This window comes from Lysobacter sp. yr284, assembly GCF_900107375.1.
GTDB lineage: Bacteria > Pseudomonadota > Gammaproteobacteria > Xanthomonadales > Xanthomonadaceae > Lysobacter.
Map to the genome: position 1 here is coordinate 1,114,605 of NZ_FNPT01000001.1, position 26,176 is coordinate 1,140,780.

Genomic DNA, 26,176 nt, shown 5'->3' on the forward strand with positions numbered 1-26,176 from the left:
CGCGATGCGCGTCGCGCCGGCCGCAAGGCTCAGCCCATGAAGCCCAGATTGCGCAGCGGGAAATTGCGCAGGTTCGGCAGGATCAGGTCGATGTCCTCGTCGGCGACGCCGAACCAGCGCGCCAACGTGCCGGCGTACTGGTCGACCGAAGTGGTCGGAATGATCCGCCCCTGCCCCGCGTCGTCGGCGCTGTCGGCGCTCAGGTCAGGCATGCGCCCGTAGAAGCGTCCGCCGCGCACCGCGCCGCCGACCACGAAGTGATGCGAGCCCCAGCCGTGGTCGGAGCCGTCGCCGTTGGACGACAGCGTGCGGCCGAAGTCCGAGCCGGTGAACGCGGTCACGGCGTTGGCGACGCCGAGCTCGACGGTGGCGTCGTAGAACGCGGTCAGCGCCTGCGCCAGCGTACTCAGCAACACCGGATGGTCGATTAACTGATCGTCGTGGGTATCGAAACCGCCCAGCGACACGCTGTAGATCTGGCGGCGGTGGCCGAGCGCGGTGCGCGCGGCGATGGTGCGGGCCACCATCCGCAGCGCGCCGCCCAGGTCGGTGGCGGGAAACGGCGTACCCAGCTCCTGCACGCCGGCCAGCGCCTGTGCGATCGCGCGCCCGTTGGCGTCGGCGCGGCGCAACGCGCCGGCGTAGCCGCGTTCCAGGACATGGCCCTGACGGTCGGCCTCGACCAGCGCCTGCAGCGTCGCGCGCAAGCCGGCATCGTCGGGCTGCAGCAACAACGGCCCGGTCTGGTGCAGCACGTACTGGCCGACATCGGCCGCGCGCGCCAGGGTCGAGGCGGAGTTGATCGAAATCGTCATCGGCAACGCCGCGCCGCCGTTGACCGGGTTCAGCAGGTCGGCGATGCGGCCGCCCCAACCGAGTTTGCGCGGATCGTCGGCGCGCGAGATCTGCCAGTACTGCGACTGGTCGATGTGCGAGTACAGCTGCGGCGGCAGCGATGCGCCCGGGCGGGCGTAGTCGTCCTTGCCGGTCGGCCGGATCAAGGCGCCGACATTGCCCAGGATCGCGGCGCGGCCTTCGTCGAACAACCGCTGCAGGCCGCGGGTGCCGACCGTTTCCACCGCGTCGATGCCCGATTGCAGGCCGTAGCGCGCGCCGTCGGAGGCGCCGCCGCCGGCTTGCGGCGTCAGCGCGAGCAATTGCGACTGCGGCAAGGCCAGGGTCGCGCGCGCGGCGGCGTAGCGGTCGTAGGACGCGCCTTCCAGCGGCACCACGGTATTGAACCCGTCGTTGCCGCCGTTGAGGAACACCATCACCAGAGCCTTGTAGTCGTTGAAACTGCCGGGGCCGTAGCTGTTGATCGCCGCGCCGAGCAGGTTCAGCCCGGACGGGGTCGCATACGCCGCGGCGCCGCCGAGGGCGGCCTTGAGCGACTGGCGCAGGAAATTACGTCTATCCATGGCGGCGGCTCACTTCTGCACGTTGTATTCGGGCGAGTTGAAGATCAGGTACAGCGCGCGCCGCACCCGGTTCACCCCGCCATCGTTGTTGCGTACGCCGTTGAGATGGCTCGACAGCGCTTGCCGCATCGCCGGCGACATCTGCCCCGACAGAAACAGCAGGTCGTAGCGGTCCAGCAACGCGCCCGGATCGGCGGCCAGCGGCAGGTCGCGGGCGAACGCCGGGGTCGCTTCGGTGTGCATGCGTCCGAGGATGAACCACCAGTAATTGTTGGTGGCCGGGATCTGCGAATCGTTGGCCAGCGTCATTTCCGGCGCGACCAGTCCGAGTTCGCCGACCTCGCCCTGCGGCGCGTAGTCGGGCCGGAAGAAGTTGAACACCGACGGCGAGCCCAACGGAACCTGGCCCAACTGGCGTTGGTAGTAGCTCGGCGCGGACGCGACGAAGCGGCCGCCGTCGCCGCGCAGGTTCAAGGCCCGGTACAGGTGGGTCAGGCGCAGCATCGGTTCGCGCACCTTGCCGAAGTGCGGCGGCTGCGCCGACGGCGTGCGCGCCTCGGCGTCGAGCAAGATCGCCTTGACCACCGCCTTCATGTCGCCGCGCACGCCCTGGCCGTTGTCGGCGAACTTCGCCGCCACCCGCGCCACGTAGGCCGGGCTCGGATTGCTGGTGACCAGGCGCTGGATCATCTGGCGGCCGATGAACGGCCCGACGTTGGGATGCTGGAAGATGTTGTCGAGCGCCGCGGCCAGGTCGCTCTGCGCGCTGCCGCCGGCCGGCAGCACGCCGCCGGCCAGCGCCACGCCCGGATACGCGAGCAATTGCTTGGACTGCGTGCTGGCATGGAACTGCGGATACGCCGCCATCGGCCGCTCGCGCGCGGGATCGAGGCGGCCTGCGCCGCAACCGCGGAAGTTCTTGCAGCCTTGGTACGACCAGCCGGTGAACACGTGAGCGAAGCCCTGGATCGTGTCCTGGCCGTAAGTCGGCAACGTCTGTCCGCCGTCGAGCGCCGGCGTACCGTCGGCGTTGAGCCGCACCAGTCCCACGCTGAACAGTTGCATCACCTCACGCGCATAGTTCTCGTCCGGCCGGATGTTGAGCGCGGCGTCGGGCTTCTCGTTGCCGAGCATCGACAGGTAGGTGCCCATCGCCGGATGCAGGGTGACGTCTTCGAGCAACTGGCGGTAGTTGCCCAGGCCTTGGTGGACCAGCACGTCGTAGTAGCTGGCGGCGCCGGTGCCGAAGCGCAGTTGCCCGTTGTTCGTGGAGATCACCATGATCTGGCTGAGCGCGAACGCCACGCGCTGGCGCAACTGGTCGCGATGATCCAGGCCCGGAACGAGCGCGTCGGGACCGCCGATCGCCATCTGCAGCCAGGCTTCCAGGCGCTGCTCGCCGACCGCGCCCTGCCCGGTCGGGTTCGGCACCAGCGTCTTCAGATAGGCCAGGTGCGAAGAGGCCGGCAATGCGAACTGCTCGTCGATCCAGCGCTCGTAGGTGCCCAGCGCGCGCAGGTGGGCGATGTCTTCAAAGGTCGGCCCGAACGTGGCCTGGGCCAGGAAGCGTGCGGCGGCGGCGTCGGACTCGACCGCCATCGGCGCGGCGGGGCCCGGAACGCCCGGATTGGTCGGCGTACCCGGCACGGGCGGGCCCGGCACGGGCGGGCCCGGCGTCTGCGGTGCGGTCGGCGCGGGCTGGGCGCCGCCGGCGGACCTGGAACCTGCGCCGCCGCAACCCGACGCGGCGAGCGCCAGCGCCAGCGCGGCCAGCGCGACGCCGCGGCGCGCAGCGGCGCCTGTGTGTCTGATCGGCATGATCTATCCCTGTCGGTCGATGTCGTGCGCGGCGGCCGCCTGCGGCAACCGCGGGCGCACACGCTACCGCTATCGACACGCCGGGCGACGAGAGGACAGTCGCATTCCTGCGGCGCTTTCGAGCCGATTTTCGCCTGGTGCTGGCTCAGTGAATGCGCAATGCACGCAGAATGCATCCTCATGCGATGGCCGACGCATTCCGCCGCGCTACCGATGCCCGCAGCGACGCAAGGCGACGATGCGCGCCGCGCGCCGCCGGCTCCGGCGCGCAGCGGGACGCGCCTCGCTCAATCCAGCCGCTTGCGGAACCGCGCCACCGCCAGGCTCATCATCACCACGATGAAACCCAGCAGGTAGGCGACGTCGCGCCACAGCTCCAGCAGTCCCGCGCCGCGCAGCATCACCCCGCGGATCAGGCGCAGGAAGTGGGTCATCGGCAGGATCTCGGCCAGCCATTGCGCCGGCGCCGGCATGCCGGCGTAGGGGAACATGAAGCCCGACAGCAGGATCGAGGGCAGCAGGATGAAGACGGTCATCTGCATGGCCTGGAACTGCGAGGCAGCCTTGGTCGAGATCATCAACCCCAGCGCGAGGTTGGCCAGGATCAGCAGCACCGCGGCGGCGTAGACGTCGAGCACGCTGCCCTTGACCGGCACGTCGAACAGCCACAGCCCGAGCAGCAGCACCACGCTGGTCTGCAGCAGGCCGATCACCGCGTACGGCAGGACCTTGCCGACCATCAGCTCGGTGCGGCTCACCGGCGTGGTGATCAGCAGTTCCATGTTGCCGCGCTCGCGTTCGCGCACGATCGCCACCGCGGTGAACATCACCATGGTCATGGTCAGGATCACCCCGATCAGCCCCGGCACGATGTTGACCGGCGAGCGCCGCTGCGGGTTGTAGAACGCGACCACGCCGATCGCGCCGGTATTGGGCGCGGCCCTGCGCGGCGCGGCGGCGGAACTGTCGACCGGCGTCTGCGCCAGTTGCGCGGCGGCGCTCTGGACCACGGTATCGCTGCCGTCGACCATCACCTGCAGCACCTCGCGGCCGTCGATGCGGCGGCGTTCGAAGTCCGGCGGCACCGCGATGCCGACGCTGATCTCGCCGCGCCGGAGCATGCCGACCAACTGCTGCGGCGTGTCGGCGTGCGCGACCGTGCGAATCACGCCGGTGGCGACCATGTCCATGACCAGCGCGCGCGAGGCGGCGGTGCCGGCCTGGTCGGCGACCGCGGCGGTGAGGCCGCGCGGGTTGAGGTTGATGGCGTAGCCGAACAGCACCAGTTGCCCGACCGGGATCATCACGATCATCGCCAGGGTGATGCGGTCGCGGCGCAGCTGCCGCACTTCCTTGAGCACGATCGCCCACAGCCGGCGCAGTTTCATGCGCCCTCCCCGCGCGCCGGCGCGGCGCGCGGCGCCTCGCCGCGGGTGGCGGCGACGAACACGTCTTCCAGGTTGGGCTTGGCCTTGGCCACCTGCGCCTCCAGCCCGGCGGCGCGCAACGCGTCGGTCAGGCCTTGTTCGGCGGTGTCGGCATCGGCCAGCAGCACGCGCAGGTCGTTGCCGATCTGGGCCACGCTGAGCACGCCGGGCAGGTCGACCAGCGCGCGCTGGGCCTTGCGCGGCTGCGCGGCGCGCACTTCCACCGCGCGGCCTTGCAGTTCGCCGGTGAGCTCGGCCGGCGTGCCGTCGGCGACCAGCGCGCCGCGGTCGAGGATGGCCAGGCGATGGCAGCGTTCGGCCTCGTCCATGTAATGGGTGGACACCAGCAAGGTGGTGCCGGCATCGGCCAGTTCGAACAGTTTTTCCCAGAAGTCGCGGCGCGATTCGGGATCGACCGCGCTGGTGGGTTCGTCGAGGAACAGCAGCTCGGGCTCGTGGATCACCGCGCCGGCCAGGGCCAGGCGTTGTTTCTGGCCGCCGCTCATGGTGCCGGCGAGCTGGTCCTGGCGGTCGCCGAAGCGGTATTGCTCGATCAACGCACCGATGCGCTTGCGCGCGGCGGCCTTGGGGATGTCCTGCACGGCGGCGAGGAATTCCAGGTTCTCGCGCACGCTCAGGTCTTCGAACAGCGAGAACTTCTGGGTCATGTAGCCGATGCGCCGGCGCAGCGCTTCGGCCTGCGTCGGGATCTTCAGGCCCAGCACTTCGATCTCGCCCTCGCTCGGCGTCAGCAAGCCGCACAGCATGCGGATGGTGGTCGACTTGCCCGAGCCGTTGGGGCCGAGGAAGCCGTAGACGCAGGCGCGCGGCACGGTCAGGTCGACCCGGTCCACCGCCAGCAGCTCGCCGAAGCGCTTGCTCATGCCGCGCGCGCGGATCGCCGGCGCCTCGGCCGTCGCCGGAGCCGCCGTCGCGCGCGGGGCCGCGGCGGCGCTCACGGCGCGAACTCGGCCCGCACCGGCAGGCCGGCCGGCAGTTCGACCGCGTCGGCGTCGGTCAGCTCGACCTCGCACAGATAGCTCAGGCGCGCGGCGTCCTCGCCGGTCAGCGCGTAGTACGGGGTGAAGCTGGATTCGCTGCGGATCATGCGCACGCGGCCGTTCCAGGCACGCTCGCGGCCTTCCACATAGACCTTGGCCAGGCGGCCGACGCGCACGTCCTGGCGGATCGGCTCGGGCACGTACACGCGCGCGAACGGGCGCGGGCCGACCAGCATCACCGCCAGCGGCGAGCCGACCGGGGCCTGGTCGCCGAGCTTGTACGGCAGGCTGTCGACCACGCCGTCGCGCGGCGCCAGCACGTCGAGCTTGGCGAAGGTCGCTTGTTGCACCGCCGCCTGGGCCTGCGCGGCAGCGAGCGCGGCGCGGCCCTGGGCGATGTCTTCGCGGCGGTTGCCGCGTTCGAGTTCCAGCAACGCCGCTTCGGCCGCGCGCACCTGCGCCAGCGCGTTGCCGGCGGCAGCGCGGGCGCGGTCGACTTCGGCCGCGGCGATCAACTGGCGCTGGCCGAGCGGACGCACGCGCTCGAAATACGCGCCGGCGTCGCGTTGCTGCGCCTGCGCGGCGGCGAGGTTGGCGCGGGCCTGGTCGATGGCCTCGCGGCGCGGGCCGGCCTCCAGTTCCGCCAGCGCCTGCGCCGATTGCTGCGCCTGCGCCTGCGCGGCCTGCAGTTGCGAGCGGCCGCGGTCGGGTTCGAGTTGCAGCACGCGCGCGCCGGCCTTGACCCGCTGGCCTTCGCGCACGTCGATGCGCACGACTTTCTCGGCCGCGGGCGCGGGCAAGGTGATGCGGTCCCATTCCAGCGTGCCCAGCGCCTGCGGCGGCTGGCGCGCGCAACCGGCGAGCGCGAGCGCGGCGAGCACGCACAGGCCGGCGCGGCGGCGCGCGGCGCGGTCGCGCGGCGCCGCGGCGGTTTGCTCGCGACTCGGCGCGCGCGCGGCGGCGGACGGCGCCGCAGCGGCGTCCGTCGATGCGGCTGCGGCCAGGGCGCGGCTGCGCAGCGGGATCCAGGCGGCCGCGCACGGCGCGGTGCGGGTGTGGGCGTGGCGGGCGTCGCGCTGCGCGCTCATGGCGTCAATCCCCGGTCGAGCAAGGCCAGTGCGTGGCGGCGCTGCGCCGCCAGGTCGAGATCGTCGGCGCCGAACAGGTGCCGCCAGATCGGCGCGCTCGCCGCCGGGAACAGGGTCAGGCCGATCAGGCTGACCATCAGCAGGCGCGGGTCGAGGTCGGCGTTGATCCGGCCCTGCGCCTGCGCCTGGGCGAAACGCGCGGCGAGCATGCGCGGCAGCAGCGGGCCGATCTTGTCGTACAGCAGGGTCTGGCGCAGCGCCCCGCCCTCGCACAGCACCTCGCGCACCCACAGCGACGGCAGCCACGGATGGGTTTCGATGATGCGGCCGATGTTGGCGACGAAACGGCCGACCAAATCGAAGACGTCGTCGCCGCCGTCGGCCAGTCCCTCGCGCAGACCGACGATCAGCGGGAACAGCCGTTCGTTGCTGACCGCCTCCTGCAGTTGCTCCTTATCGCCGAAGTAGTAATGCAGCAGGGCCGGATTGACCCCGGCCTCGGCGGCGATCGCGCGCAGCGAGGTCGCGGCGATGCCCTGGCGGGCGTAGCAGGCGATGGCCGCGTCGAGCAGGCGCTCGCGCAGGTCGGGGCTGTCGGCGGCGGCGGGTCGGCCGGGCGCGCGCTTCGGCGCCGCGGTCTTGCGCGGACGGCCGCGCCTGGCAGGCTTGGGGGTGTCCATGGGATATATTTAATTCAGTGATTAATTAGTTAGCAAGCGCGGGCCGACAAACGGTTGCCCTGCCCTGCGCCTGCAGCCCTGTAGGAGCGGCGCGAGCCGCGGCCGCGGGGGTGCCGCACGCGGCGAAGGCTTCCTCGTAGTTGCGTTGTCACGGTCGCGGCTTGCGCCGCTCCTACAGGAGGCTTCGGCCGCCACGCGATCTGCCTGTAGGAGCGGCGCGAGCCGCGACCGCGGGGGCGCCGTTCGCGGCGAAGGCTTCGTCGTAGCCGCGTTGTCGCGGTCGCGGCTTGCGCCGCTCCTACAGGGGGCCGCGGCGGTTCAATCGGCCGCGTCGAGCACCGCGTGCGGATGGCGCTGGCGCCATTGCGCCAGCGTGTCGGCGCAGTGCGAGGGGATCACCCAGGCGCCGTGGTGGGTGTCGCGGAACCGCGCCAGCCGGCGCAGGGTGTCGAGGTAGGCGCCGGCGTCGTCCATCGCCAGTCGCTGGGTCAGCCACGGCAGCGCCTGCGGCCGGTCGAGCTGTTCGCGCCGCCAGAACGCGTCGGCGGCGAGCACCACGCGTTCGCCGTCGCGGGTGCGCAGGGCCAGGCCGATCTGGCCGCGGGCGTGGCCCGGCAGCGACAGCGCGTGCAGGCTGCCGTCGCCGAACAGGTCCCAGCCCTCGCCGAGGCCGGCCAGGTCGGCCGCCAGCGGGCGCCGGCCGTCCTCGTCGAGCAATTGCAGGCGCCCGGCGAAGTCGGCCGGCAGCAGTTCCTTCCATATCTGCGCATGCAGCAGTTCCAGCCAACCGGCCTGGCCGATCCGGCGCCAGCCCTGGGCATGGGCGACGAAACGCGCGTTGCGGAATTCGCCGAGGCCGCCGATGTGGTCGGGATGGAAGTGGCTGATCACCAACAGGCGCACGTCGTCGGCGTCGAGGCCGCGCTGGCGCAGCAGGTGCGCGGCGTCGGCGTGCGGCGGGCAGCAGGCGTGGATGGCGCGGCGATAGACCCAGCGCAGGCCGGCGCGCATCGCCTCGCGCGCATCGGGGCCGTAGCCGCAGTCGAACAGGATCGCGCCCTGCACCGGATGCTCGATCAGCGCCCAGCCCGCGGGAAAGCGCATGCGCGCGCCGGCGGCGAGGCCGAGATGGCGCGGATCGGCGCAGCTGTGGCCGGACGCGGCCAACGTCAGCGCCACCTCGCCGCTCACGTCCGCCGCTCCGCGCGCGCCAGTTCGCGCAAGGTCTTGTCCAGCGCTTCGTCCATGTTCACCCGCGGACGATACCCCAGTTCGTCGCGCGCGCGGGCGATGTCCAGGGTCATGTCGACGCTGAGCAGCTCGACGCCGTAACGCAGCAGCGGCGGTTCGGTGTCGGGCCGGAAGCGGCGGTGGAACGCTTCCACCGCGCTCGCCAGCGCCAGCGCCAGCGGCTTGGGCACGCGCTTGCGCGGGCGCGGCAGCGACAGCGAGTCGGCGAGGCGGTCGATCACGTTCCAGATCGCCACCGGTTCGCCGTTGCTGATGTTGTAGACGCGCCCGCCCAGCCGCCACGAGGCGTCCATCGCCAGCACGGTCGCGTCGACCACGTTGTCGATGTAGCTCAGATCGACCCGGCACTGCTCGTCGCCGATCCGTCGCAGGCGGCCGGCGCGCAATGCCTGCGCCAGGCGCGGCAGGATCGCGCTGTCGCCGGGGCCGAAGATCGCGCGCGGCCGCAGCGCCAGCGCCGACACGCCGCCAGCGGCGCAGCGTTCGAACACCAGGCGTTCGGCGACGAGCTTGGTCGCGGCGTAGTCGTTGACGGGCTTGGCCGGCAGGCGATGGTCTTCGCCGATGCCCAGGTGCGGCGCGCCGTCGTGGTAGATGCCCGGCGTGGAGATGTGCACCAGCCGCCGCACCTGGCGCGCGATGCAGGCGCCGACGACGTGTTCGGTGGCGGTGATGTTGGCGGCGACGAAGGCCTCGCGCCGGCCCCACGGGCTGGACAGCGCGGCGCAATGCACGACGGTGTCGGCGCCGCGCAGGACCCGGTGCACCGCGGCTTCGTCGGTGAGATCGAGCGCGTGGAACTCCACCCCTTGCGCCTGCAACGCGCGGCCGCGACCGGCGTCGCGCCCCAGCCCGACCACCTGCTGCCACGGCCGCGTCGCCGCCAGATGGCGCGCGAGCGCGCCGCCGAGGAACCCGGTGGCGCCGGTGACGACGATGCGGCGTTCGGCGGTCATGGATGGCGGCCTGCGCGTGATGCGTAGCGACGAGGGGAGCGCGCAGTATCGGCGGACGAGGCTTCGGCTGGGGTGCGGCTCGGGTCGTTTGCCGCGATCTGAGCGAAGAGCGTCGGGCCGGAAGGCCCTCCCACAGAAACACCCATGGCCCGGATTGCCGTTGTGGGAGGGGCTTCAGCCCCGACGCCTTTCGATCCCTTCGCTGCGATCCGGCCGAAGAGCGTCGGGCCTGAAGGCCCTCCCACAAAAACACCCGCGGCCCGGATTGCCGTTGTGGGAGGGGCTTCAGCCCCGACGCCTTTCGATCCGCTCGCCGCGATCTGGGCCAAGAGCGCCGGGCCGGAAGGCCCTTCCGCACGCGATGCGGTTTTCGCCGTGTCCCGCGCGGTCCGCATCCTGGTCCGGGCTCAGTAGGTCAGGGTCAGGCCGACGCCGGACAGGCCGGCGCCGGTGCCGAGCAGGACGCCGGGGTCGCCGCGCCGGATCAGGCCTTCGCGCACGCCCTGTTCCAGCGCCAGCGGGATCGAGGCGGCGATGCAGTTGCCGGTGTGCTCCAGGGTGCGCACCATCGCCGCGCCCGGGAAGCCGATCTGCTCGATCACCTCCAGCGCGGCGCGGCTGGCCTGGTGCGGCGCGACCCAGCGCAGCGCGGCGCGCGCGGCCATGTCGTCGAGGCCGAGCCGGCGCATCACGTACGGGACCAGGCGGATGCCGCTGCGCAGCGCGGCCTGGCCCTGCATCGAGAACAAGGCGTCGGCCGGCTGCGTGCTCGGCCCCAGCGGCGGCCGCCAGCTGCCGCCGCCGCGCAGGGTGGTGATCTCCACGCCCTCGCCCATCGTGCGCCAGGCGATGCGGTGGATGCGGCTGGGGCTGTCGTGGGGCGCGCGTTCGAGCACCGCCGCCGCGGCGCCGTCGCCGAACAGGGTGCAGACCTCGGGATTGGCGAAATCCAGGCCGACCGAGGCGATCTCGCTGCTGACCACCAGCGCGCGCGCGATGCGGCCGTGGTGGATGCGTTCGGCCGCCAGTTCCAGCGCGGCGACGAAGCTCAGGCAGGTGGCGTGCACCGACAGCGACGGGATGCCGGAGCGGCCCAGGCCGAGTTCGCGCTGCAGCAGCGGGCCGCCGTCGGGAATCGCGCGCTCGGCCGAACCGGAGGCGTTGACGATCAGGTCCAGCTCGGCCGGCGCGACGCCGGCGCGCTCGCAGGCCTGCAACGCGGCCTGCGCGCCCATCCAGCTGGCGCGCTCGGTTTCCGGCTCGGCCCAATGGCGGAACGCGACGCCGCTGTTCTCCAGCGCCCAGCCGCGCGGCAGGCCGACGCGGTCCTCGATCTGCGCGCTGTCCACGCGCTGGCGCGGCAGGTAGCGGCCGAGACCGGCGATGCGCACGCGCCAATCCAGGTCGGGCGTGGCGCCGGGACCGCGGCGTTCGCCGGCGGCGTTCGCCGTCGCTGCGGCCGGCGGGTTGTGCTGCGTGGTTCGGATGTCCATGTGCGGGCGCAGTATGCGTCAGTGCGGCGGCTTTGCCGATAGCGGGCGGGGGAGCGCAAGGATCGCGGGGCCTGTGTGGGATGTGGGGTTCGTGGCTGTGGCTGTAGTAAGTAACGAATGGCCGTGGCAGCGGTGACGGTGACAATGGCAGTGGCGGCGACATTGGCGGCGGTGGCGGTGGCGACGATCGCGATTGAGTAATGCGGGCCTGTTGTGGGAGGGACTTCAGTCCCGACGCTGTTCGATCCGCTCGCAGCGACCTGAACGCAAAGCGTCGGGACTGAAGTCCCTCCCACCACATCCCCAGCGTCTGCGACGGTGCCGGCGCAACCCGATCCGCCGCCGGACCGCGCCCCATGCAGCCACCGCGACGATCCGCCCCTTGCCTGCGCGCGGCCGGCCCGCGATCCTGTCGCCACCGCCGGGTCCGCGCCGCATCGCGGGCCGAAGGAGTCCGCCGATGCCGCCATCGCCCGCCCCTGCCCCGCCGCCGCCCGCCTCCGGCCTGCTGTCGCGCGAGGCGCTGGGCTTCTGGTTCCTCGGCCTGGGCGCGCTGGGGCTGGTGCGCGCGTGGATGCGCGCGGCCCGCCACGGCGGGTTCGCAACCGACACCGTATCGCTGCTGTGGCTGGTCGGCTCGGCCGTGTTGGTCGTGGTCGGCGCGGTGCGGATCTGGCGCGCGCTGCGCAGCGCGCGCCGCTGAGCCTCGCCGAACCGCCGCTGCGGCGCCGGCGCGAGCGCACCGCCCCGATCGCATCGATTCGGCCCGACGCCCCGCTGCGTCCCGTTGGCGATCCGCCGCGTCCCGCCCGCCGCGGCTTTGCGAAAACCGGCCGACAGGCGCAAGCTGTGACACCCCAGCACGCCTCGCGTGCACGATCCGCCTACGCTTCCGCCATGCCCGCACGCACCGCCTCCGAATTCACCCTGGACCCCGCCGACAGCGAGCGTCTGGCCAACCTCAGCGGCCCGTTCGACGGCCACCTGCGCATGATCGAACTGCGCCTGGGCGTGGAAATCGCCAACCGCGGCAACATCTTCCGCATCGACGGCCCCGACGGCGCGGTCGGCCAGGCCGAGAAGCTGCTGCGCCGGCTGTGGAAGGACGCGGCCGAGGAAACCCTCGACGACAACGCGATCCACCTGGCGCTGACCGAAAGCGGCGCCGAACAGGTCGCGCAGCAGGACTTCGAACCGCAGGAAGTCGCGATCCGGGTCAAGCGCGGCACCATCCGCGGCCGCGGCGCCAACCAGGCCAAGTACCTGCACGCGATCGCCACCCACGACATCAATTTCGGCATCGGCCCGGCCGGCACCGGCAAGACCTTCCTGGCCGTCGCCAGCGCGGTCGAGGCGCTCAACGAATCGCGCGTGCAGCGGTTGATCCTGGTGCGCCCGGCGGTCGAGGCCGGCGAGAAGCTCGGCTTCCTGCCCGGCGACCTGACCCAGAAGGTCGACCCCTACCTGCGCCCGCTCTACGACGCGCTGTACGAGATGTTCGGCGTGGAGAAGGTGGTCAAGCTGCTGGAAAAGAACGTCATCGAGATCGCGCCGCTGGCCTACATGCGCGGGCGCACCCTCAACGACGCCTACGTGATCCTGGACGAAGCGCAGAACACCACCATCGAACAGATGAAGATGTTCCTGACCCGCATCGGCTACGGCAGCACCGCGGTGGTCACCGGCGACCTCACCCAGATCGACCTGCCCAAGCACGTCAAGTCGGGCCTCAGGGACGCGCTGGACGTGCTGCGCAACGTCGACGGCATCAGTTTCACCTTCTTCGAGGCCAAGGACGTGGTCCGCCACCCCATGGTCGCGCGCATCGTCAGCGCCTACGACGCCCGCGACGCCAAGGACGCGCAGACCGGACCGGCCGCCTGAGGCGACGGCCCGGACGCCCGCGCGCCGCCGGTTCGGCTGCGGCGACCGCGCAGGCAGCGGCGCGACCGCGGCCGCGCAGGCTGCACCGCGACGGCCAGGGCCCGGCCCCGGCCGCCGCACCACGAGCGCCGGCCCGCGGCTGCAGCTGCGTCGCCGCCACCGCACCACCCGAACCTTCGCATTGCCAGTGAGCGCCACGATGACCAAAGGTCCCGTCCGACTCGATGTCGCCATCAACTACGCCCTGCCGCGCAAGGGACTGCCGGCCGCCACCAGCTTCCGCAAGTGGGTCGCCGCCGCGCTCGACGGCCGCATCCGCGAGGCCGACCTGGCGATCCGCCTGGTCGACAGCAAGGAAGGCCGTTCGCTCAACCGCCACTACCGCGGCCGCGACTACGCCACCAACGTGCTGAGCTTCCCGGCCGACCTGCCCGAGGGGCTGCCCGAAGGGGTCAAGCTGCCGCTGCTCGGCGACCTGGTCATCTGCGCGCCGGTGGTCGCGCGCGAGGCGCGCGAGCAGAAGAAGGCGCTCAATGACCACTACGCGCACCTGACCGTCCACGGCGTGCTGCATCTGCTCGGCTGGGACCACGAGGACGAGCGCGAGGCCGAATGCATGGAACAGTTGGAGCGCGAGATCCTGGCGACGCTCGGCGTGGCCGATCCCTACCTGGACGATTGACCCCGGGCGATCGCCGGCGCGCAGCGCGAACGCCGCGCGCCGCGAACGCCGCTGCGGCCGGCGCGGCTCAGAGGCAGTCGGCCAGCCCGTCGTAGATGGACCGCGTGGTCCCCGGCAAGGTCGCATACAGCGGGCGTTCGCCCGTCAGCGCTCCCAGCAAGGCCTGTACGGTGGTTTTTCGCGCCAGCGGCGCCCGGCATCGCCAAGCCTTGGGCGCGACCGCAACCCGGCCGGTCGCGACATCGACCTCTTCGTGGCTGGCCGCGAAGGCCCAGATGCATTGCCCGAGAACGCCGCTGCCGGCTTCGACCGAGCAGACGAAACGCAGGGCCTGGATGTTGCTGTAGTCGCCCTCGCAAAAGGTGTCGCCGCAGATCTCGTCGAAGTTCTCGCGCAAGCGATACAGCAACTCGTACCAGGCGTTGATCTCGGCTTCGCTGCGCAGATAGCCGCCGACTTCGATGTAGTTCGAAGCCGCCGCTTGCGGCTCGACTTGCGCCGCCTGGGCCCGACTGCATTGCCCGAACGAACCTAGCGCCAACACCACGCCCCACCAACAACCGCCGATTCGCATCGCATTCCTCCTTGAAAACCGCTCCTTGGGATCGCCGGCGAGCGGATGAGCCGCACCGGCGAAAGCGATGCTCGGCTATCCGCCGCCCGCTGTCCGGCGGTCTTCGCCCCGCACCGGGGTAGGAATATGCCGCGCCTGGATGCGGCCGCGCCGGCCGGCGATGACCGTCACCAACACCGCGCCGGCTCCATCGAACCGGAGATGGAGCGGGCGCCGGCCTGATTGATGCTCAGCGTTCCGCATCCGCTGTCGGCCGTCTGCGTTCCCGTAGGCGTCGCCGACAAGCTGAAGGCATTGGCGTCGGCGTCGCCCGAGGTGCGCTCGAGCAGGTAGAAAGCCTGCCCGGCCCGCGGCGAACGCTTGTCGCCCGCCGGCACGCTGGCCCAGAACCCCGCGTAGGTGTTGTTCAAGGTGTAGAAGCGCTCCGCGCGCTGCGCCAGTTCCACCAGGTCCGCCTTGGCTTGTGCGCGCCGCCCCTTGCGTACGCTGTCTTCGTAGGCGGGATAGGCGATCGCCGCCAGCACGCCGACGATCGCCACTGCGATCATCAGCTCGATCAGGGTGAATCCCGCGTGCGCCCGCGCGCGATCGCGGGCGCCGCGCGCGACATCATGAACCGGCATGCCGGAGTTCTCCATGCTCGTCGACGGAACCATCAGCGCACCTGTCGCCACGACTGCCGTCCGCAGGGACGCGGCAAGTACAGCGGGCCCGAACCGTTGCTGCGCAGGACCATCGAGCACTGCTTCGCGGCCAGTTGCTCGCGCAGCGCGGCCTCGCTGGAGCAATTCGGATCGGTGCCGCACGCGACGATCTGCGAGCCCGGCGGCGGCGGCAGCAAGACCGTGGTGTCCTTGGCCGGCGCGCTCACCTTGTTGTCCAGCGACACGCTGCCGCAATCGCCGCTGCATACGCTGCTGCCGCCCGGCGAGGTGCTGACGCCGGCCATCGATCCGCCGCCGGAGTACATGTCCACTCCGAACAACCAGTTGCGGCCGCCGGCCTCGCAGTCGTTCCCCAGCGGCTCGAAGGTGGTGAAGAACACCTTGCCGTTCTGCAGCCGCGGCCGGCCGATGAAGCGTTCGCCGACCGCGGTTCCGGCCTTGAGGTCGATGAACCAGCCCGCCTGCTTGGGTTCGTTGCGGCTCACGTTGCGCACGCGGTAGCCGGCGCTGTTGGTGCCCGCGCTCAGCACCTGCTCGCCCAGCACCGCGGTCCGGTCGCCGCGCACCGGCGTGGCGCAGGCGGCGCTCGCGCAGCGATCGAAAATCCCGTACAGGCTCTGCACCTGCGGATTGCTGCCGACGATGTTGTCGCCGACCGCGAAGTAGCGGCCGGTACCGAAATACACCGCCGCGCCTCCGCCGGGGCCGCGCGCCACTTCCAGCCCGCCGGTGATGGGCTGGGCGACGCCGGCCGCGTCCTTGGCGCTGAACAACGGTGTCCCGCCGAAGGCGACCGACCAACGGCCGGCCGCGCCCGCGGACAAATCGAACTTCCACACATTGCCCTGCAGGTCGCCGCCGTACACCGTGTCGACCAGGCCGTCGCTGTTGTACAGCGCGACCGGGGCGATGTTCATCAGCCCGTTCCTGACCGCGTACGCCGCGCCCGCCGGCTTCAGCCGCGCCAGCACCTCGCCGGTGTTCGCATCGACCACGAACAGCACCGGCGCGCCGGTGCTGGCGTTGACGCCGTTGCCGAACAAGGCGACCCAACGCGGCGCGCCGGCCGCGCCATCGCCGACGATCGGCACGATCGCCGGCCGCCCGAGGACATGCCCGAGGTCGTCGGTCGCCGCGGCGCTGCCGTCGCCGTCGGTTCCGCGCAATTCCCACAACACCGAGGCGCTGCCGAATCCGTCGGGATCGGTCGCGTCGAGCGCGGACACCGAACGGCCGCCGGCGCCGGCGCTGGCCACCAGCAGCGTCCGCCATCCGCCGCTGGCGGAGGTGGGGACGTCGCCCGACACCACGTCGCCGTCCATGGTGTAGCGATGATCGTATTGCGGGTTCGCGAGGTCGCCCATGCGCGAGAGCGCCGCCGACGGGATATAGGCGAAGCGTTCCCTGCCGCCGCTGGCGGTCGCGTCGAAGGCATGCAGCATGCCGTCGTTGGCGCCGACGTAGGCGGTGTTGCGCGTCGCGCTCTTGCTCTTGACGAAGGTCTTGTAGCTGCTGCCGAGCGTGCTCTTCCATCCCGGCGACGCCTGCAGCGCCCAGTCGCCCCAGCCGAAGTCGTCCTTGGACGAAACGATCTCCAGGGTCGAGTTGACGATGTCGCCCAACACCTCGCTGCGCCTGCGGAACGGCGCGGCATTGGTCGCGCCCCTGAGATACGCCACCACATCGGCCGCGGTCTTGCCGGCCATCCAGCTCTCCGCGCCGGTCAGGCCCAGGCGCTGCAACGGCGCGATCAAGGGGTTCGCAGCGAGCTCGCTCGCGGTGAAATCGCGCACCGCGACGGCGGCCCGGACCGCGCCGTTCGCGCCGACCTTGGTCGGCTCCAGCGCCATGCGGATCTTGCGCGCCCCTGCGGCGGCCTGCGCAGTCAACAGTTTCGCGGCGCTCCAGCGCTCGCCGCCGAGGCTGCCGTCTTGATTGAGGCCGTACGCGGACAGATTCCCGACCCAGTCGTTGGTCGCCTTGGTCGTCTCCATCTTGAACGAGGCATCGATGACGAAGGAGGCATCCGGGGTCAGGCGCGCGCCCGCGGCGCCGCCGCCGCTGACCGACGGCGGCGCCGCGGCGTCTTCGATCAGCGCGCGCAGTTGCCGTTTCAACTTGGCCGGATCGCGGGCGATGAGGTAGTTGTCCGGCTCGCCGTCGCCGTCGTTGTCCCAATCCGGGTTGGTATCGTTGTCGGCGCTGTCGCCGATCTGGGTGCCGTACTTGGCGGCGAACCACAACGGCGATTCGAGCGAGCCGGACGCCTGGTCGGCCGCGGTGAACTTGCGCACCACCGGCCGCCGCCACTGGCGGTTGAAGGCGTTGTTCATCGGCCAACGCACCTTGTCCGGGGACTCGCCGGTCAGCAGGTTGAAGGTCGCGCTGGGAGGACACACCGCGCCATTGGGCCTGCGGCAATTGCTTGCGCCTTCGGGCGGGTCGTGGCGATAGACGCCCGGATAGGCGCCGTTCCCGGACAGCGCGCCGGCGACGCCGAATCCCATGTGGAAATGCCCGCCCGAGGACGAACCGATGCCTTCCACCCGCACCAACACCTCGTTTTCGGCGACCACCGGCCGTTGATTGCCCGCGGTGCAAACCGGCGCCGATTGCACTGCGGTGTCGCTGTCGATGCCGGTCCCCCAGCACACGTCGTAGCCGGCGAAGCCGGCGGTCGTCTCGACGCTGCAGGCCGAGCCGACGCAGTAGCTGATCATGAAGGCGACGTCGCGGTCGTTCGCCTCGCCGGCCAAGGCGCCGTCCCAGGTGTACATCAGGCTGCCGGCCCTGCCGTCGGTGCGGAAATGCCGGCCATACACGCGGCCGTCCGCGCCGGCCTGCTGGCCGGCCTGCGTGTCGATCAGCTGGCAACTCCTGCCGGTCGAGAAATCGTCCGCCTTGCAGATCGGCGACAGGGTGATGGTTCGCGCCGCCGCGCCGGTTCCGCCCATCTCGATTTCGATCTTCGGCAAGGTATCGGCCAGGGCGACGGCATAGGTGACGACGTTGTTGATCCTGCCGGCGGGGCGGCCCTTGTTGGCCAGGTCCGGACGCAGGTCGCGCTCGTAGGCGGTCTTGGCCAGGCCGGCGACCATGTAGCTGCCTTCGCGCTGCGGCGCGTCGTCGCAGATGCCGCGCACCCAGGCCAGGTTCGAGATCGTCGTGGCCGTGCAGACGAAGGTGGCCGACGACTGGGACAGGTTCGCCGGCGGCGCCGTGGCGCCGAAACCGACGAAATAGCGCTTGCCTTCGAGCCCTTCGGTCTGTCCCAAAGCAGCGGTCGCGACAGCCGCGGAGTCCAGTCCGGACGGCGAGGCGGGGATATTGTTGCCGTCGTAGGTATTGGTGCCGCTGGACAGGATCATGATCCGGCAACTGGCGCAGTAACCGTTGCCGCCGCCGTAGGCTTGAGCCGGCCCGTAGGGATCGACCCAGGCCGGACGTGGCGCTCCGGTGACATCGCCGACCGTGGATACCGTCGCGAAGGTCCCGGTGGGCTCGCTCCCGGCGAAGTAACGCAAGGCCTCGGCGTACATTTCGCCGATCGGGTTGCCCCAAGGCGTGCATGCGTAGGCGGTGGCCGGGCCGGGATCGACGATCATCGAATTCGAAAGGGCGCCGCGACAGTCGCCGTTCCAGTTGTAGGTGAGATTCCAACGTTCGTCAGGGTCGCTGCTCGCAATGTTGGTCGAGTTCCAGCCGATGCCCCGGCCGTCCCAGTTCACCAGCCTGAAGCGGTCGAGGGTATTGACGATGCCCTGGCTGCCATCGACCTGATTGCAGAACTTGCCGTTCGCCAGATCGACCTCATCGCCCGCCACGCAACCGCTGGCGGCGGCGCCGTTGCCGGCGAACAGGCCGATGTTCTTGCGCAGCACGCCGCCGTCGCGCGGCCGGCTGTAGGTCCCCGAGATCAGGCCGAAGCGGAGCCGCCCGGTTTCGCCGTATTCCTGCAGCAGGCCGGCCGGCTTCCAGGAACTGCCGCCGTAGGGCTTGCAAAAGTACTCGCGGGCGTCGGCGGCGGCGGCGGGATCGCACACCTCGATCCGCACGACCCTGTCGACGATGGCCGCGCGCGCCGGCCGGTCGCCGTCGCCGTCGGGCGGGCCGCCGCGAACGTTCAACGGCGCCAGCTTGGCTACGCACTGGGCGTACTCGGTCACGCCCCAGCTGGGATACGCCCCGGACGCGTATCGCAGCAACGGTGCCCCCTTGCCCGTGCTGTCGAGCTCCAGCGGCCCGTCTTGCAGACTGACGTTGCAGAACGTCGTAGGCGCGCTCGCCCCCGGAACGTAACTGGCGATGTCGCTGCCGCGATAGACCTTGGACCATGCGTGGCTGTCGCTGGGCAGGTGGGCGCGTTCTATGACCGTGAGGCCGGCCGAGTCGGTGGAACGCTTGCCTCCGTACAGCACGTAGCGCAGCAGGTCGAGCCGGCTCATCGCGACCCAGTTGGCGAAGTTGCCGCTCCATTGGCCGTTGCATTTGTGGTCTTTCTTGCGTCCGGGCGCCGCCTTGAAGACCTTCTTCGCGGTGTCATATGCGTAGCACAACTCCGGATCGAAGTATCCCTCGTAGGTGATCGCGTTGTCGTAGGTCGGATCGAGCAGGCCGTCGCCGTCGGCGTCGGTCAGGTTCGAGTAGTCGCTGTAAGCCCGCTCGAACAGTTGCTCGTCGCGCGACGCCACCATCATCATCAGCGGCGGCACGGAATTGGCCGTGTACAACGGCTTCTCGGCCATCGGGTAATCGTTGATCGACGCCCGGCTGTCGCCGGAATGGCTCAGCCACAGCCAGCCGGCGACCGCGCACGCGGCGACGGCGAAGCAGGCGGCGTTGCGCAATTGGGTCTTGGAATTCATGTCGTAACCCGCCCGATCAGGGAATGAAGATCGTGTCGATGGCGGCGCTGGCGCCGGCGTTCGCGTCCAGGTCGCCGCGCAGGGCGCTGATCTGGTAGATGTTGCCGGTGTCTTCGTTCTTCTTGCCGCCGACGACCAGGCTGGAGGCGGACAGGCATTTGTCGATCCGGCGGGTATGGGTGGCGCTGTCGGATGCGGCCGCATTGGCCCAGGTGGACGGGTCGTAGGCGGTCGAACACAGCTCCTCGTCGGCCTGGAACGTGCCGCCTGCGCCGTACAGCGCCGAGCGGATCGCGGTCTCGCGTTGCCGGGCGAGCGCTTCCGCGTTCTGGAACGCCGTATTGACGCGCCCGTAGTTGGCCGACATGCGCTCCTGCATGCCGGTCACCTGCATGCCCACCAGGCCCAGCAAGGCCAGCAGGATCAACATGATCAGCGCGATGTAGAGCGCGGCGCCGCGTTGGCGCTGGGGCGGCGTCGGATGAAGGCGGTTGGAGGACATGCGGCGTGCTCCCGGTCAGTTCCCGAACAGTCGGTTGCGCAAGGCGATGGTGGATTCGTACACGGTGCGGTAGCGGCCGTCGTCGGCCGGCGCGGTCTGCACGCCGAGCAACCGCGGCTTTTCCGCGATCAGGTTCGCGGCCGTGCCGGCGCCGTCGGCGCTGCGCAGCAGCAACCCGACCTGGACCAGTCCGACCCGCCGCCACGGCAGCGGGTCGGCGCCCGGCTGCACCGCGCTGGCCACGGCCTGGCGAGATACGAAACCGGTCGGCTGGCGCGCCTGGTCGGTCTGGCTGTCCAGGCCGTAGATCAACTGCATGTTCTCGACGCCTTCGACCAGCGGCTCGGGCGCGCCGCCGACCAGCGTCGTCGCGGCGGCGCCCGGTTCGGCGGTGAAGCGCGCGCGATACAGCGTCGGTTCGTTGCCGGCCTGGGGGTTGGCCGCGACGTAATACACCATCGTCTCGGCGCGATGGAGCGTGGCTTGGCCGGGCGAGAACGGCGCCTCGCCGAGGTCGGAGCGGTTGAGCCCGGACACCGTCACCGCGATGGTCGTATCGGCCCCGCCCTCGGCGACCGAGGTGGCCTCGAAGCTGGTCGCGTTCTGGCAGTCGGCGATCGCCAGCAGTCCGGGGCGCGCGTAGCCGTTGGCGGCGATGACCTGGTTCCAGCGCGCGCTGTCGACGGTGATGCTCGACGCGGAGACGGCCTTGACCGGGACGCTCTCGGGCGAGAAGAAGCGCACCGCGACCACGTCGCTGCCCGCCATCGGCGCCGGCGTCAGCGCGGCGATGTAGCCGGGCAGGTTCGGCGCGCCGGCCCAGGCGCCGCTGGCCGGCAGCCCGACGCTGCCGCCGGGCGCGGTGCCGCTGGCCTCGAACCCCTGGATCATGTGGTTGAAACGCAATGCATCGGGCGCGGCGTCGAGTTGCGCCGCGCTGGGCCGCTGCTGGGCGACGAACGCCGAGCGGAATCCCGCCGGCTCCGACAGGAACCGGGTCTGGTCGTTGAGGCAGCCCATGTGCCCGGCCATGCGCAGGTCGCGCTGCAGGTAGTCCATGGCGAAGCGGCCGTTTTCCTGCACCCGCGCCAGGCCTTCGGAAAGTTTGTAGCTGGCCCGCGATGCATCGAAGATCTTGAGCAGGCCCAGGACCAACAGCGCGCCCAGGACCAGGGCGACCATCAGTTCGATCAGGCTGAAACCGGAAACGCGGCGCAGGCGGGTCATAGCTCGGAACTCACCGCGACCCGCCCGTTGGCGTTGTTGCCGACCGCGCCGACGCCGGCGCGCGCGTCGGACCATTGGATCGCCACCGTGGTGCGCGCGCCGTCCTGGGTCACCACCGCGAACGCGCCGGCGCCGAGGGTCGAGCGCACCTGGCATTTCCAGCGCGCGGCGCTCTCGGCCGGGCCGACGAAACCGCTGACCGCGCGCGAACAGTTCTTGCCGGTCACGCCGCTGAAACTGCCTTCGTCGATCTGGGCGAATTGAGCGGACAAGGCGCGGTTCGCGCGAATCTGGTCGAGCAGGTCGTAGGCCAGGTTGAAGGCCTGGGTCCGATAGTTGGCGCTTTGCGAGTAGCGCACGCTCAGGGTCTGCATCATCGCCAGGCCGAGCAATCCGAAACCGATCACCAGCATCGCGATCAGCACCTCGATCAGGCTGAAACCGCGCTGGCGCGCTGGCGCGGCGCGCATCCGGCGCCGCGAACGAACCCGTGCCAGCGCTACGGACATGTCTTTCGCTCCATGCGCACCTGGCCGGCGACGCCCAGGCTGATCTCGCGCATCAACCCGGCGCCCGCGGCGCAGTCCGCCGGCTTGAGGGTGAAGCGGCGCGGATAACCGTCCTTCAAGCGTCCGCGCAAGTCGAAAGCAAGTTGGGCGGCATCGCCGCCGGTCGCCGCCGCATCGATCTCGACCTGCGGATTGGGCGCGAAGTAACGCAACACCTCGTCGGACTGCGGCGCGTCGTTGTTGTTGCGGTCGGTCCACACCATCCAGCCGTCGCTCCAGCTTCCGCCGCAGCCCAGGCCGTCGCGCGAGGCGCAGACATGGCCGCCGCGCGGCGTGCGCATGGCCTCGCTGCGCGCCAGGGTCAGCGCGGCCTGCATTTCGTTCGTCGACGTCGCGATCCGGTTCGAGCGGATCGCGTACTGGAAGCTCGGCAACCCCAGCCCCAGCAGGATCGCGACCAGCGAGATCGTCACCAGCAGTTCGATCAAGGTGAAGCCGCGTACGTTGCATGCGCGCACGATCGTTTCCCCTCGGTTGCGACCGGGACGAATCGTCGATCCCTCGACGTCGGCTGGGAACACAGCGACCGATCGGCGGTCGGCGAACGAAGACGGGCGGAAGAGATTCAGTAGAAAGCGTGCGCGTCCATCACAAGCATTCCGTCCAAGTTTCTTCGCTTTGCGCGAAGCCCTGGATCGCCGCGCCGACGGCGTCCGCAACTTCGTCGGCGATGCGGCGCGCGGGCACTTGCGCGCGGCCCCGCCCCGCTCCCGATACGGGCATCGGACGGCCGATCGTCGCAGTCGCAGGCCGCGTTCCCAGCGGACATCGCGGCCGACTCCGAACCGCGGATCGGAACTTTCCTATTCGCCCTCGCCGTAGCGGCGGCGACACTGGCGCCTCGCACGCCACGCCAAGGAAGGCGCATGAAAACAATGCAGGGAATCTCCGTCGTCGAAGTCGTACTGGCCCTGGCGATCGCCGCGCTATTGGCGGGCGTCGCGGCGCCGGCCGCGTTATCGGCCTTTCTCGCGGTCCGATACGCGAGCGTTCGCGCCGCCCTCGGCGAGAGCGTGCTGGTGTCCAACCGGCTGTCCGCCGCCAGCGGCGGGGTCGCGGTGCTGTGCCCCAGCGATCCGCGCGGGCATTGCCGCGACGGCACGGACTGGAGTTCGGGTTGGCTGGTCTATGCCGACATCGACCAGGACCGCAGCTTCGGCGCCCACGACATCCTCCTGCAGCGCCAGCCGCCGCTGGCCGAAGGCTTGCGCCTGGTCAGCACCGACGGCCGCCGGCGGATCGTCTTCCATCCCGATGGCAGCAGTTCGGGCAGCAACGTTACCTTCAGCCTGTGCAGCCGTTCCGGCGACCGCGTGGAAACGCTGGTGCTGTCCAATGCCGGGCGGTTCCGCATCGCGCCCGGCTCCGACGAACAGCGGCGCGCCTGCCGCGGGCGCTGACGGCCGCCGGCGCGCACCGCTGCCCGCATCCCTGCGCAGGATGCGCCGCCGCATCGCGCGAGGGCATCGAAACCACGTATTCAGCATCCTTCGGCCGGGGGCGCTCCCGGGACCGCCCCGCTCCCGGCCCGACTTCCGGGTTAAACTGCCGGACCGGCCCCTCCCCCAGGGGGCGCAACCGAAAACCGAATGTCCGAGGACGACAGTAGTACCCACTCGCCGGAACCCCACGAGAAACGGCGCTCCTGGCTCGACCGCATCAGCTCCGCGCTGTCGGGCGAACCCAGCTCCCGCGAAGACCTGGTCGAGTTGCTGCGCGACGCCCAGTCCGACGGCCTGATCGCCGCCGATACCCTGCGCATGATGGAAGGCGCGATCGCGGTCTCCGACCTCACCGTCGGCGATGTGATGATCCCGCGCTCGCAGATGGTCGCGCTGCCGGCCGACGCCAAGTTCCTCGACCTGATGAAGCTGGTGGTCGAATCCGGCCATTCGCGCTTCCCGGTGCACGGCGAGGACAAGGACGAGATCCTCGGCATCCTGCTGGCCAAGGACCTGTTGCGCGGCGTGGTCGCCGACAACGGGCCGGGCACGATCCACGAACTGCTGCGCCCGGCGGTGCTGATTCCCGAATCCAAGCGCCTGGACGTGCTGCTGCGCGAGTTCCGCCAGTCGCGCAACCACATGGCCATCGTCATCGACGAGCACGGCGGCGTCGCCGGACTGCTGACCATCGAGGACGTGCTCGAGCAGATCGTCGGCGACATCGACGACGAGCACGACGAGGCCGAGAACCCCGACGCGCTGATCGCGGCGCAGGCCGACGGCCAGTACGTGGTCGACGCGCTGACGCCGATCGACGGTTTCAACGAGCGCTTCGGCGCCGACTTCGACGACGACGAGTACGACACCATCGGCGGCCTGGTGACCGCGGCGATCGGGCACCTGCCCGAGGCCGGCGAGGAACTGACCCTGGGCCGGTTCGTGTTCCGCGTCGCCAGCGCCGATGCGCGGCGGGTGCACGCCTTCCACGTGGGCGTGCTCGGCGGCGATTGAACCGCGCCGTTTGGTTTCGCGCATCGATCCGCATTCCGGCCCCTCTGGGGCCGGTTTTCGTTTGGGGCGGGATTTCGGCCCTGCTGCGCGAAGCCCGGTTTGCCGCGCTCGGTGGAGAACGCGCCGGGCCCGAAGGCGTTCCCACAAGCCCAGCCGGCAAGCGCCACGGGCCGGGCCGCGCCACTGTTTACAATGGCCGCCACCCGTCCCGCCGGATCCAGCCGCCCGTGACCGCTCTTCCCCGCTTCGTCCGGCTCTACGCCCTGCTCGCCCTGTTGTCGCTGCTGCCGTTGGCCCAGGCCGCCCCGCCGCCGGTGGCGGGCGTCGCCGAAACCGTCGCCGGCAGCGGCGCCAAGGCCGGCGCTGACGGCCAGGACGCCGCCGCCGCAACGCCGGCAACGTCGGCCGTGCCGCCGCCCGCCCCTGCCCGGACCGCGGCCGCCGCCGGCGTCCCGCGCATCGGCGTGGTCACCATGCAGCCGGGCCAGGAATTCTGGTCGCGCTTCGGCCACGACGCCCTGGTGGTGTACGACCGCGCCACCGACAAGGCGGTCTCGTACAACTTCGGCTACTTCGACCCCAGCGATCCGGACTTCGTCCAGCGCTTCGTCCGCAACGACATGCGCTATCGGCTGGTGGCGCTGCCGTTCGACCAGGACATGGCCCAGTACCAGTACGAGGGCCGCAAGGTCGAGTTGCAGTGGTTGGACTTGAACGACGCGCAGGCGCGCGCGCTGGCCGAGTCGTTGCGGGTCAATGCGCTGCCGCAGAACGCGTTCTACCGCTACCAGTATTTCGACGACAACTGCTCGATCCGGGTGCGCGACGCGATCGACCGCACCCTGCGCGGCAACCTGCGCCGGCAGACCGAGGGCCGCTCGCACGGCAACACCTTGCGCAGCGAGGCGCTGCGCCTGTCCAAGCCCGAGCCGTGGATGTGGTTCGTGCTCGACGTGCTGATGGGACCGCAGACCGACCTGCCGGTGCCGGTGTGGGCCGAGTCGTACGTGCCCGGGCGCCTGGCCGCGGCGCTGCGCGAGGTCAAGAACGACGAAGGCCGGCCGCTGGTGGAGTCCGAGCGGACGCTGCTGCCCTCGCACATCCCGGCGGAGCCGGAAGCCACGCCGCTGCCGTGGTGGCCGTGGGCGCTGGCCGGCATCGGCCTGGGCGCCGCGCTGGCCTGGATCGGCCGGCGCAGCCCGCGCGTGCTCGCCGTCGCCGCGCTGCCGCTGTGGACGGCGCTCGGCGTAATCGGCGCCTTGCTGGTGTACGCCTGGCTCGGCACCGGCCACACCTACATCCACGCCAACCGCAACCTGCTGCTGTTCGACCCGCTGTGCCTGCTGCTGCTGTTCGGCGGCGTGCGCGCGCTGCGCGGGCGCGACCCGGGGCCGGTGTTCGGCTGGCTGAGCCTGGCGGTGGCGCTGGCGGCGGTCGCCTCGTTGTTCGTGTACTGGCTGCCGGTGTATCCGCAGCGCAATGCGCACTGGATCGCGCTGTGGCTGCCGGTCCACCTCGGCCTGTGGCTCGGCTTCCGCCCGGCGGCGCGGCTCGCGCGCCGCTGAGCGGACGCCGCGGCGATTGCCGGCCTCGTGCGCGGCCTGCGCGCCGACGCGCGGC

22 protein-coding genes are annotated in these 26,176 nt (G+C 70.9%); 6 read left to right on the top strand and 16 right to left on the bottom strand.

The window, feature by feature from the left end:
• Nucleotides 1-29: 29 nt before the first annotated feature.
• From BLV01_RS04600 to BLV01_RS04640, 9 genes are all read right to left on the bottom strand, one after another.
• Nucleotides 30-1,418, bottom strand: coding sequence for a DUF1501 domain-containing protein (locus BLV01_RS04600; protein ID WP_091794389.1), 1,389 nt, complete (start codon nucleotides 1,416-1,418; stop codon nucleotides 30-32).
• Nucleotides 1,419-1,427: 9 nt separating this feature from the next.
• Complete coding sequence (locus BLV01_RS04605; RefSeq protein ID WP_091794391.1) at nucleotides 1,428-3,236, bottom strand: DUF1800 domain-containing protein; 1,809 nt, start codon at nucleotides 3,234-3,236, stop codon at nucleotides 1,428-1,430.
• A gap of 287 nt (nucleotides 3,237-3,523) precedes the next feature.
• Entirely contained in the window at nucleotides 3,524-4,624 is a 1,101-nt protein-coding gene (locus BLV01_RS04610) for an ABC transporter permease (RefSeq protein WP_091794393.1), read from the bottom strand.
• Complete coding sequence (locus tag BLV01_RS04615; RefSeq protein ID WP_091794784.1) at nucleotides 4,621-5,562, bottom strand: ABC transporter ATP-binding protein; 942 nt, start codon at nucleotides 5,560-5,562, stop codon at nucleotides 4,621-4,623. Before BLV01_RS04615 ends, BLV01_RS04610 begins: the two co-directional genes overlap by 4 nt.
• Nucleotides 5,563-5,618: 56 nt before the next feature.
• Nucleotides 5,619-6,752, bottom strand: coding sequence for an HlyD family secretion protein (locus BLV01_RS04620; protein WP_091794394.1), 1,134 nt, complete (start codon nucleotides 6,750-6,752; stop codon nucleotides 5,619-5,621).
• A complete protein-coding gene (locus BLV01_RS04625; protein ID WP_091794396.1) occupies nucleotides 6,749-7,432 on the bottom strand; it encodes a TetR/AcrR family transcriptional regulator in 684 nt (227 codons plus the stop codon). The genes BLV01_RS04620 and BLV01_RS04625 overlap by 4 nt, the downstream gene beginning before the upstream one ends.
• 318 nt (nucleotides 7,433-7,750) lie before the next feature.
• A complete protein-coding gene (locus BLV01_RS04630; protein ID WP_091794398.1) occupies nucleotides 7,751-8,623 on the bottom strand; it encodes an MBL fold metallo-hydrolase in 873 nt (290 codons plus the stop codon).
• Complete coding sequence (locus BLV01_RS04635; RefSeq protein WP_091794400.1) at nucleotides 8,620-9,639, bottom strand: NAD-dependent epimerase/dehydratase family protein; 1,020 nt, start codon at nucleotides 9,637-9,639, stop codon at nucleotides 8,620-8,622. Before BLV01_RS04635 ends, BLV01_RS04630 begins: the two co-directional genes overlap by 4 nt.
• A gap of 407 nt (nucleotides 9,640-10,046) precedes the next feature.
• Nucleotides 10,047-11,132, bottom strand: a complete 1,086-nt coding sequence (locus BLV01_RS04640; RefSeq protein ID WP_091794402.1) for a 3-oxoacyl-[acyl-carrier-protein] synthase III C-terminal domain-containing protein — start codon at nucleotides 11,130-11,132, stop codon at nucleotides 10,047-10,049.
• Between the two features lie 460 nt (nucleotides 11,133-11,592).
• Between BLV01_RS04640 and BLV01_RS04645 the strand changes: the two genes are divergently transcribed.
• The 3 genes from BLV01_RS04645 to ybeY all read left to right on the top strand — a co-directional run bounded on the left by BLV01_RS04645 (nucleotide 11,593) and on the right by ybeY (nucleotide 13,698).
• Complete coding sequence (locus tag BLV01_RS04645; protein WP_091794404.1) at nucleotides 11,593-11,835, top strand: hypothetical protein; 243 nt, start codon at nucleotides 11,593-11,595, stop codon at nucleotides 11,833-11,835.
• A gap of 194 nt (nucleotides 11,836-12,029) precedes the next feature.
• Nucleotides 12,030-13,016, top strand: a complete 987-nt coding sequence (locus BLV01_RS04650) for a PhoH family protein (RefSeq protein WP_091794405.1) — start codon at nucleotides 12,030-12,032, stop codon at nucleotides 13,014-13,016.
• Between the two features lie 199 nt (nucleotides 13,017-13,215).
• Entirely contained in the window at nucleotides 13,216-13,698 is a 483-nt protein-coding gene (ybeY, locus tag BLV01_RS04655; RefSeq protein ID WP_091794407.1) for an rRNA maturation RNase YbeY, read from the top strand.
• Between the two features lie 67 nt (nucleotides 13,699-13,765).
• On the opposite strand, the gene BLV01_RS04660 is transcribed toward ybeY, so the two are convergent.
• The 7 genes from BLV01_RS04660 to BLV01_RS04690 all read right to left on the bottom strand — a co-directional run bounded on the left by BLV01_RS04660 (nucleotide 13,766) and on the right by BLV01_RS04690 (nucleotide 22,558).
• Nucleotides 13,766-14,272, bottom strand: a complete 507-nt coding sequence (locus tag BLV01_RS04660; protein ID WP_139178461.1) for a hypothetical protein — start codon at nucleotides 14,270-14,272, stop codon at nucleotides 13,766-13,768.
• A 167-nt stretch (nucleotides 14,273-14,439) separates the two neighbouring features.
• On the bottom strand, nucleotides 14,440-14,895 hold the full coding sequence (locus BLV01_RS04665) for a type IV pilin protein (protein ID WP_091794787.1): 456 nt from the start codon (nucleotides 14,893-14,895) through the stop codon (nucleotides 14,440-14,442).
• A gap of 32 nt (nucleotides 14,896-14,927) precedes the next feature.
• On the bottom strand, nucleotides 14,928-19,802 hold the full coding sequence (locus tag BLV01_RS04670) for a pilus assembly protein (protein ID WP_091794411.1): 4,875 nt from the start codon (nucleotides 19,800-19,802) through the stop codon (nucleotides 14,928-14,930).
• A gap of 16 nt (nucleotides 19,803-19,818) precedes the next feature.
• Nucleotides 19,819-20,304 carry a pilus assembly PilX family protein gene (locus tag BLV01_RS04675; protein ID WP_091794413.1) on the bottom strand — a complete coding sequence of 162 codons (486 nt, stop codon included), beginning with the start codon at nucleotides 20,302-20,304 and terminating at the stop codon, nucleotides 19,819-19,821.
• Nucleotides 20,305-20,319: 15 nt separating this feature from the next.
• Nucleotides 20,320-21,531 (bottom strand): PilW family protein, encoded by a 1,212-nt coding sequence (locus BLV01_RS04680; protein ID WP_175485783.1) that lies wholly within the window; start codon nucleotides 21,529-21,531, stop codon nucleotides 20,320-20,322.
• Nucleotides 21,528-22,040 carry a type IV pilus modification protein PilV gene (pilV, locus tag BLV01_RS04685; RefSeq protein WP_254782495.1) on the bottom strand — a complete coding sequence of 171 codons (513 nt, stop codon included), beginning with the start codon at nucleotides 22,038-22,040 and terminating at the stop codon, nucleotides 21,528-21,530. Before pilV ends, BLV01_RS04680 begins: the two co-directional genes overlap by 4 nt.
• Entirely contained in the window at nucleotides 22,031-22,558 is a 528-nt protein-coding gene (locus BLV01_RS04690) for a GspH/FimT family pseudopilin (protein WP_139178463.1), read from the bottom strand. The genes pilV and BLV01_RS04690 overlap by 10 nt, the downstream gene beginning before the upstream one ends.
• A 408-nt stretch (nucleotides 22,559-22,966) precedes the next feature.
• Here BLV01_RS04690 and BLV01_RS04695 point away from each other — a divergent pair, with 408 nt between their 5' ends.
• The 3 genes from BLV01_RS04695 (at nucleotide 22,967) to BLV01_RS04705 (ending at nucleotide 26,121) form a co-directional block, all read left to right on the top strand.
• Nucleotides 22,967-23,500, top strand: coding sequence for a GspH/FimT family protein (locus tag BLV01_RS04695; RefSeq protein ID WP_091794420.1), 534 nt, complete (start codon nucleotides 22,967-22,969; stop codon nucleotides 23,498-23,500).
• Between the two features lie 189 nt (nucleotides 23,501-23,689).
• Nucleotides 23,690-24,556, top strand: coding sequence for an HlyC/CorC family transporter (locus BLV01_RS04700; protein ID WP_091794422.1), 867 nt, complete (start codon nucleotides 23,690-23,692; stop codon nucleotides 24,554-24,556).
• Between the two features lie 227 nt (nucleotides 24,557-24,783).
• On the top strand, nucleotides 24,784-26,121 hold the full coding sequence (locus BLV01_RS04705; protein WP_139178465.1) for a lipoprotein N-acyltransferase Lnb domain-containing protein: 1,338 nt from the start codon (nucleotides 24,784-24,786) through the stop codon (nucleotides 26,119-26,121).
• Nucleotides 26,122-26,176 lie beyond the last annotated feature (55 nt).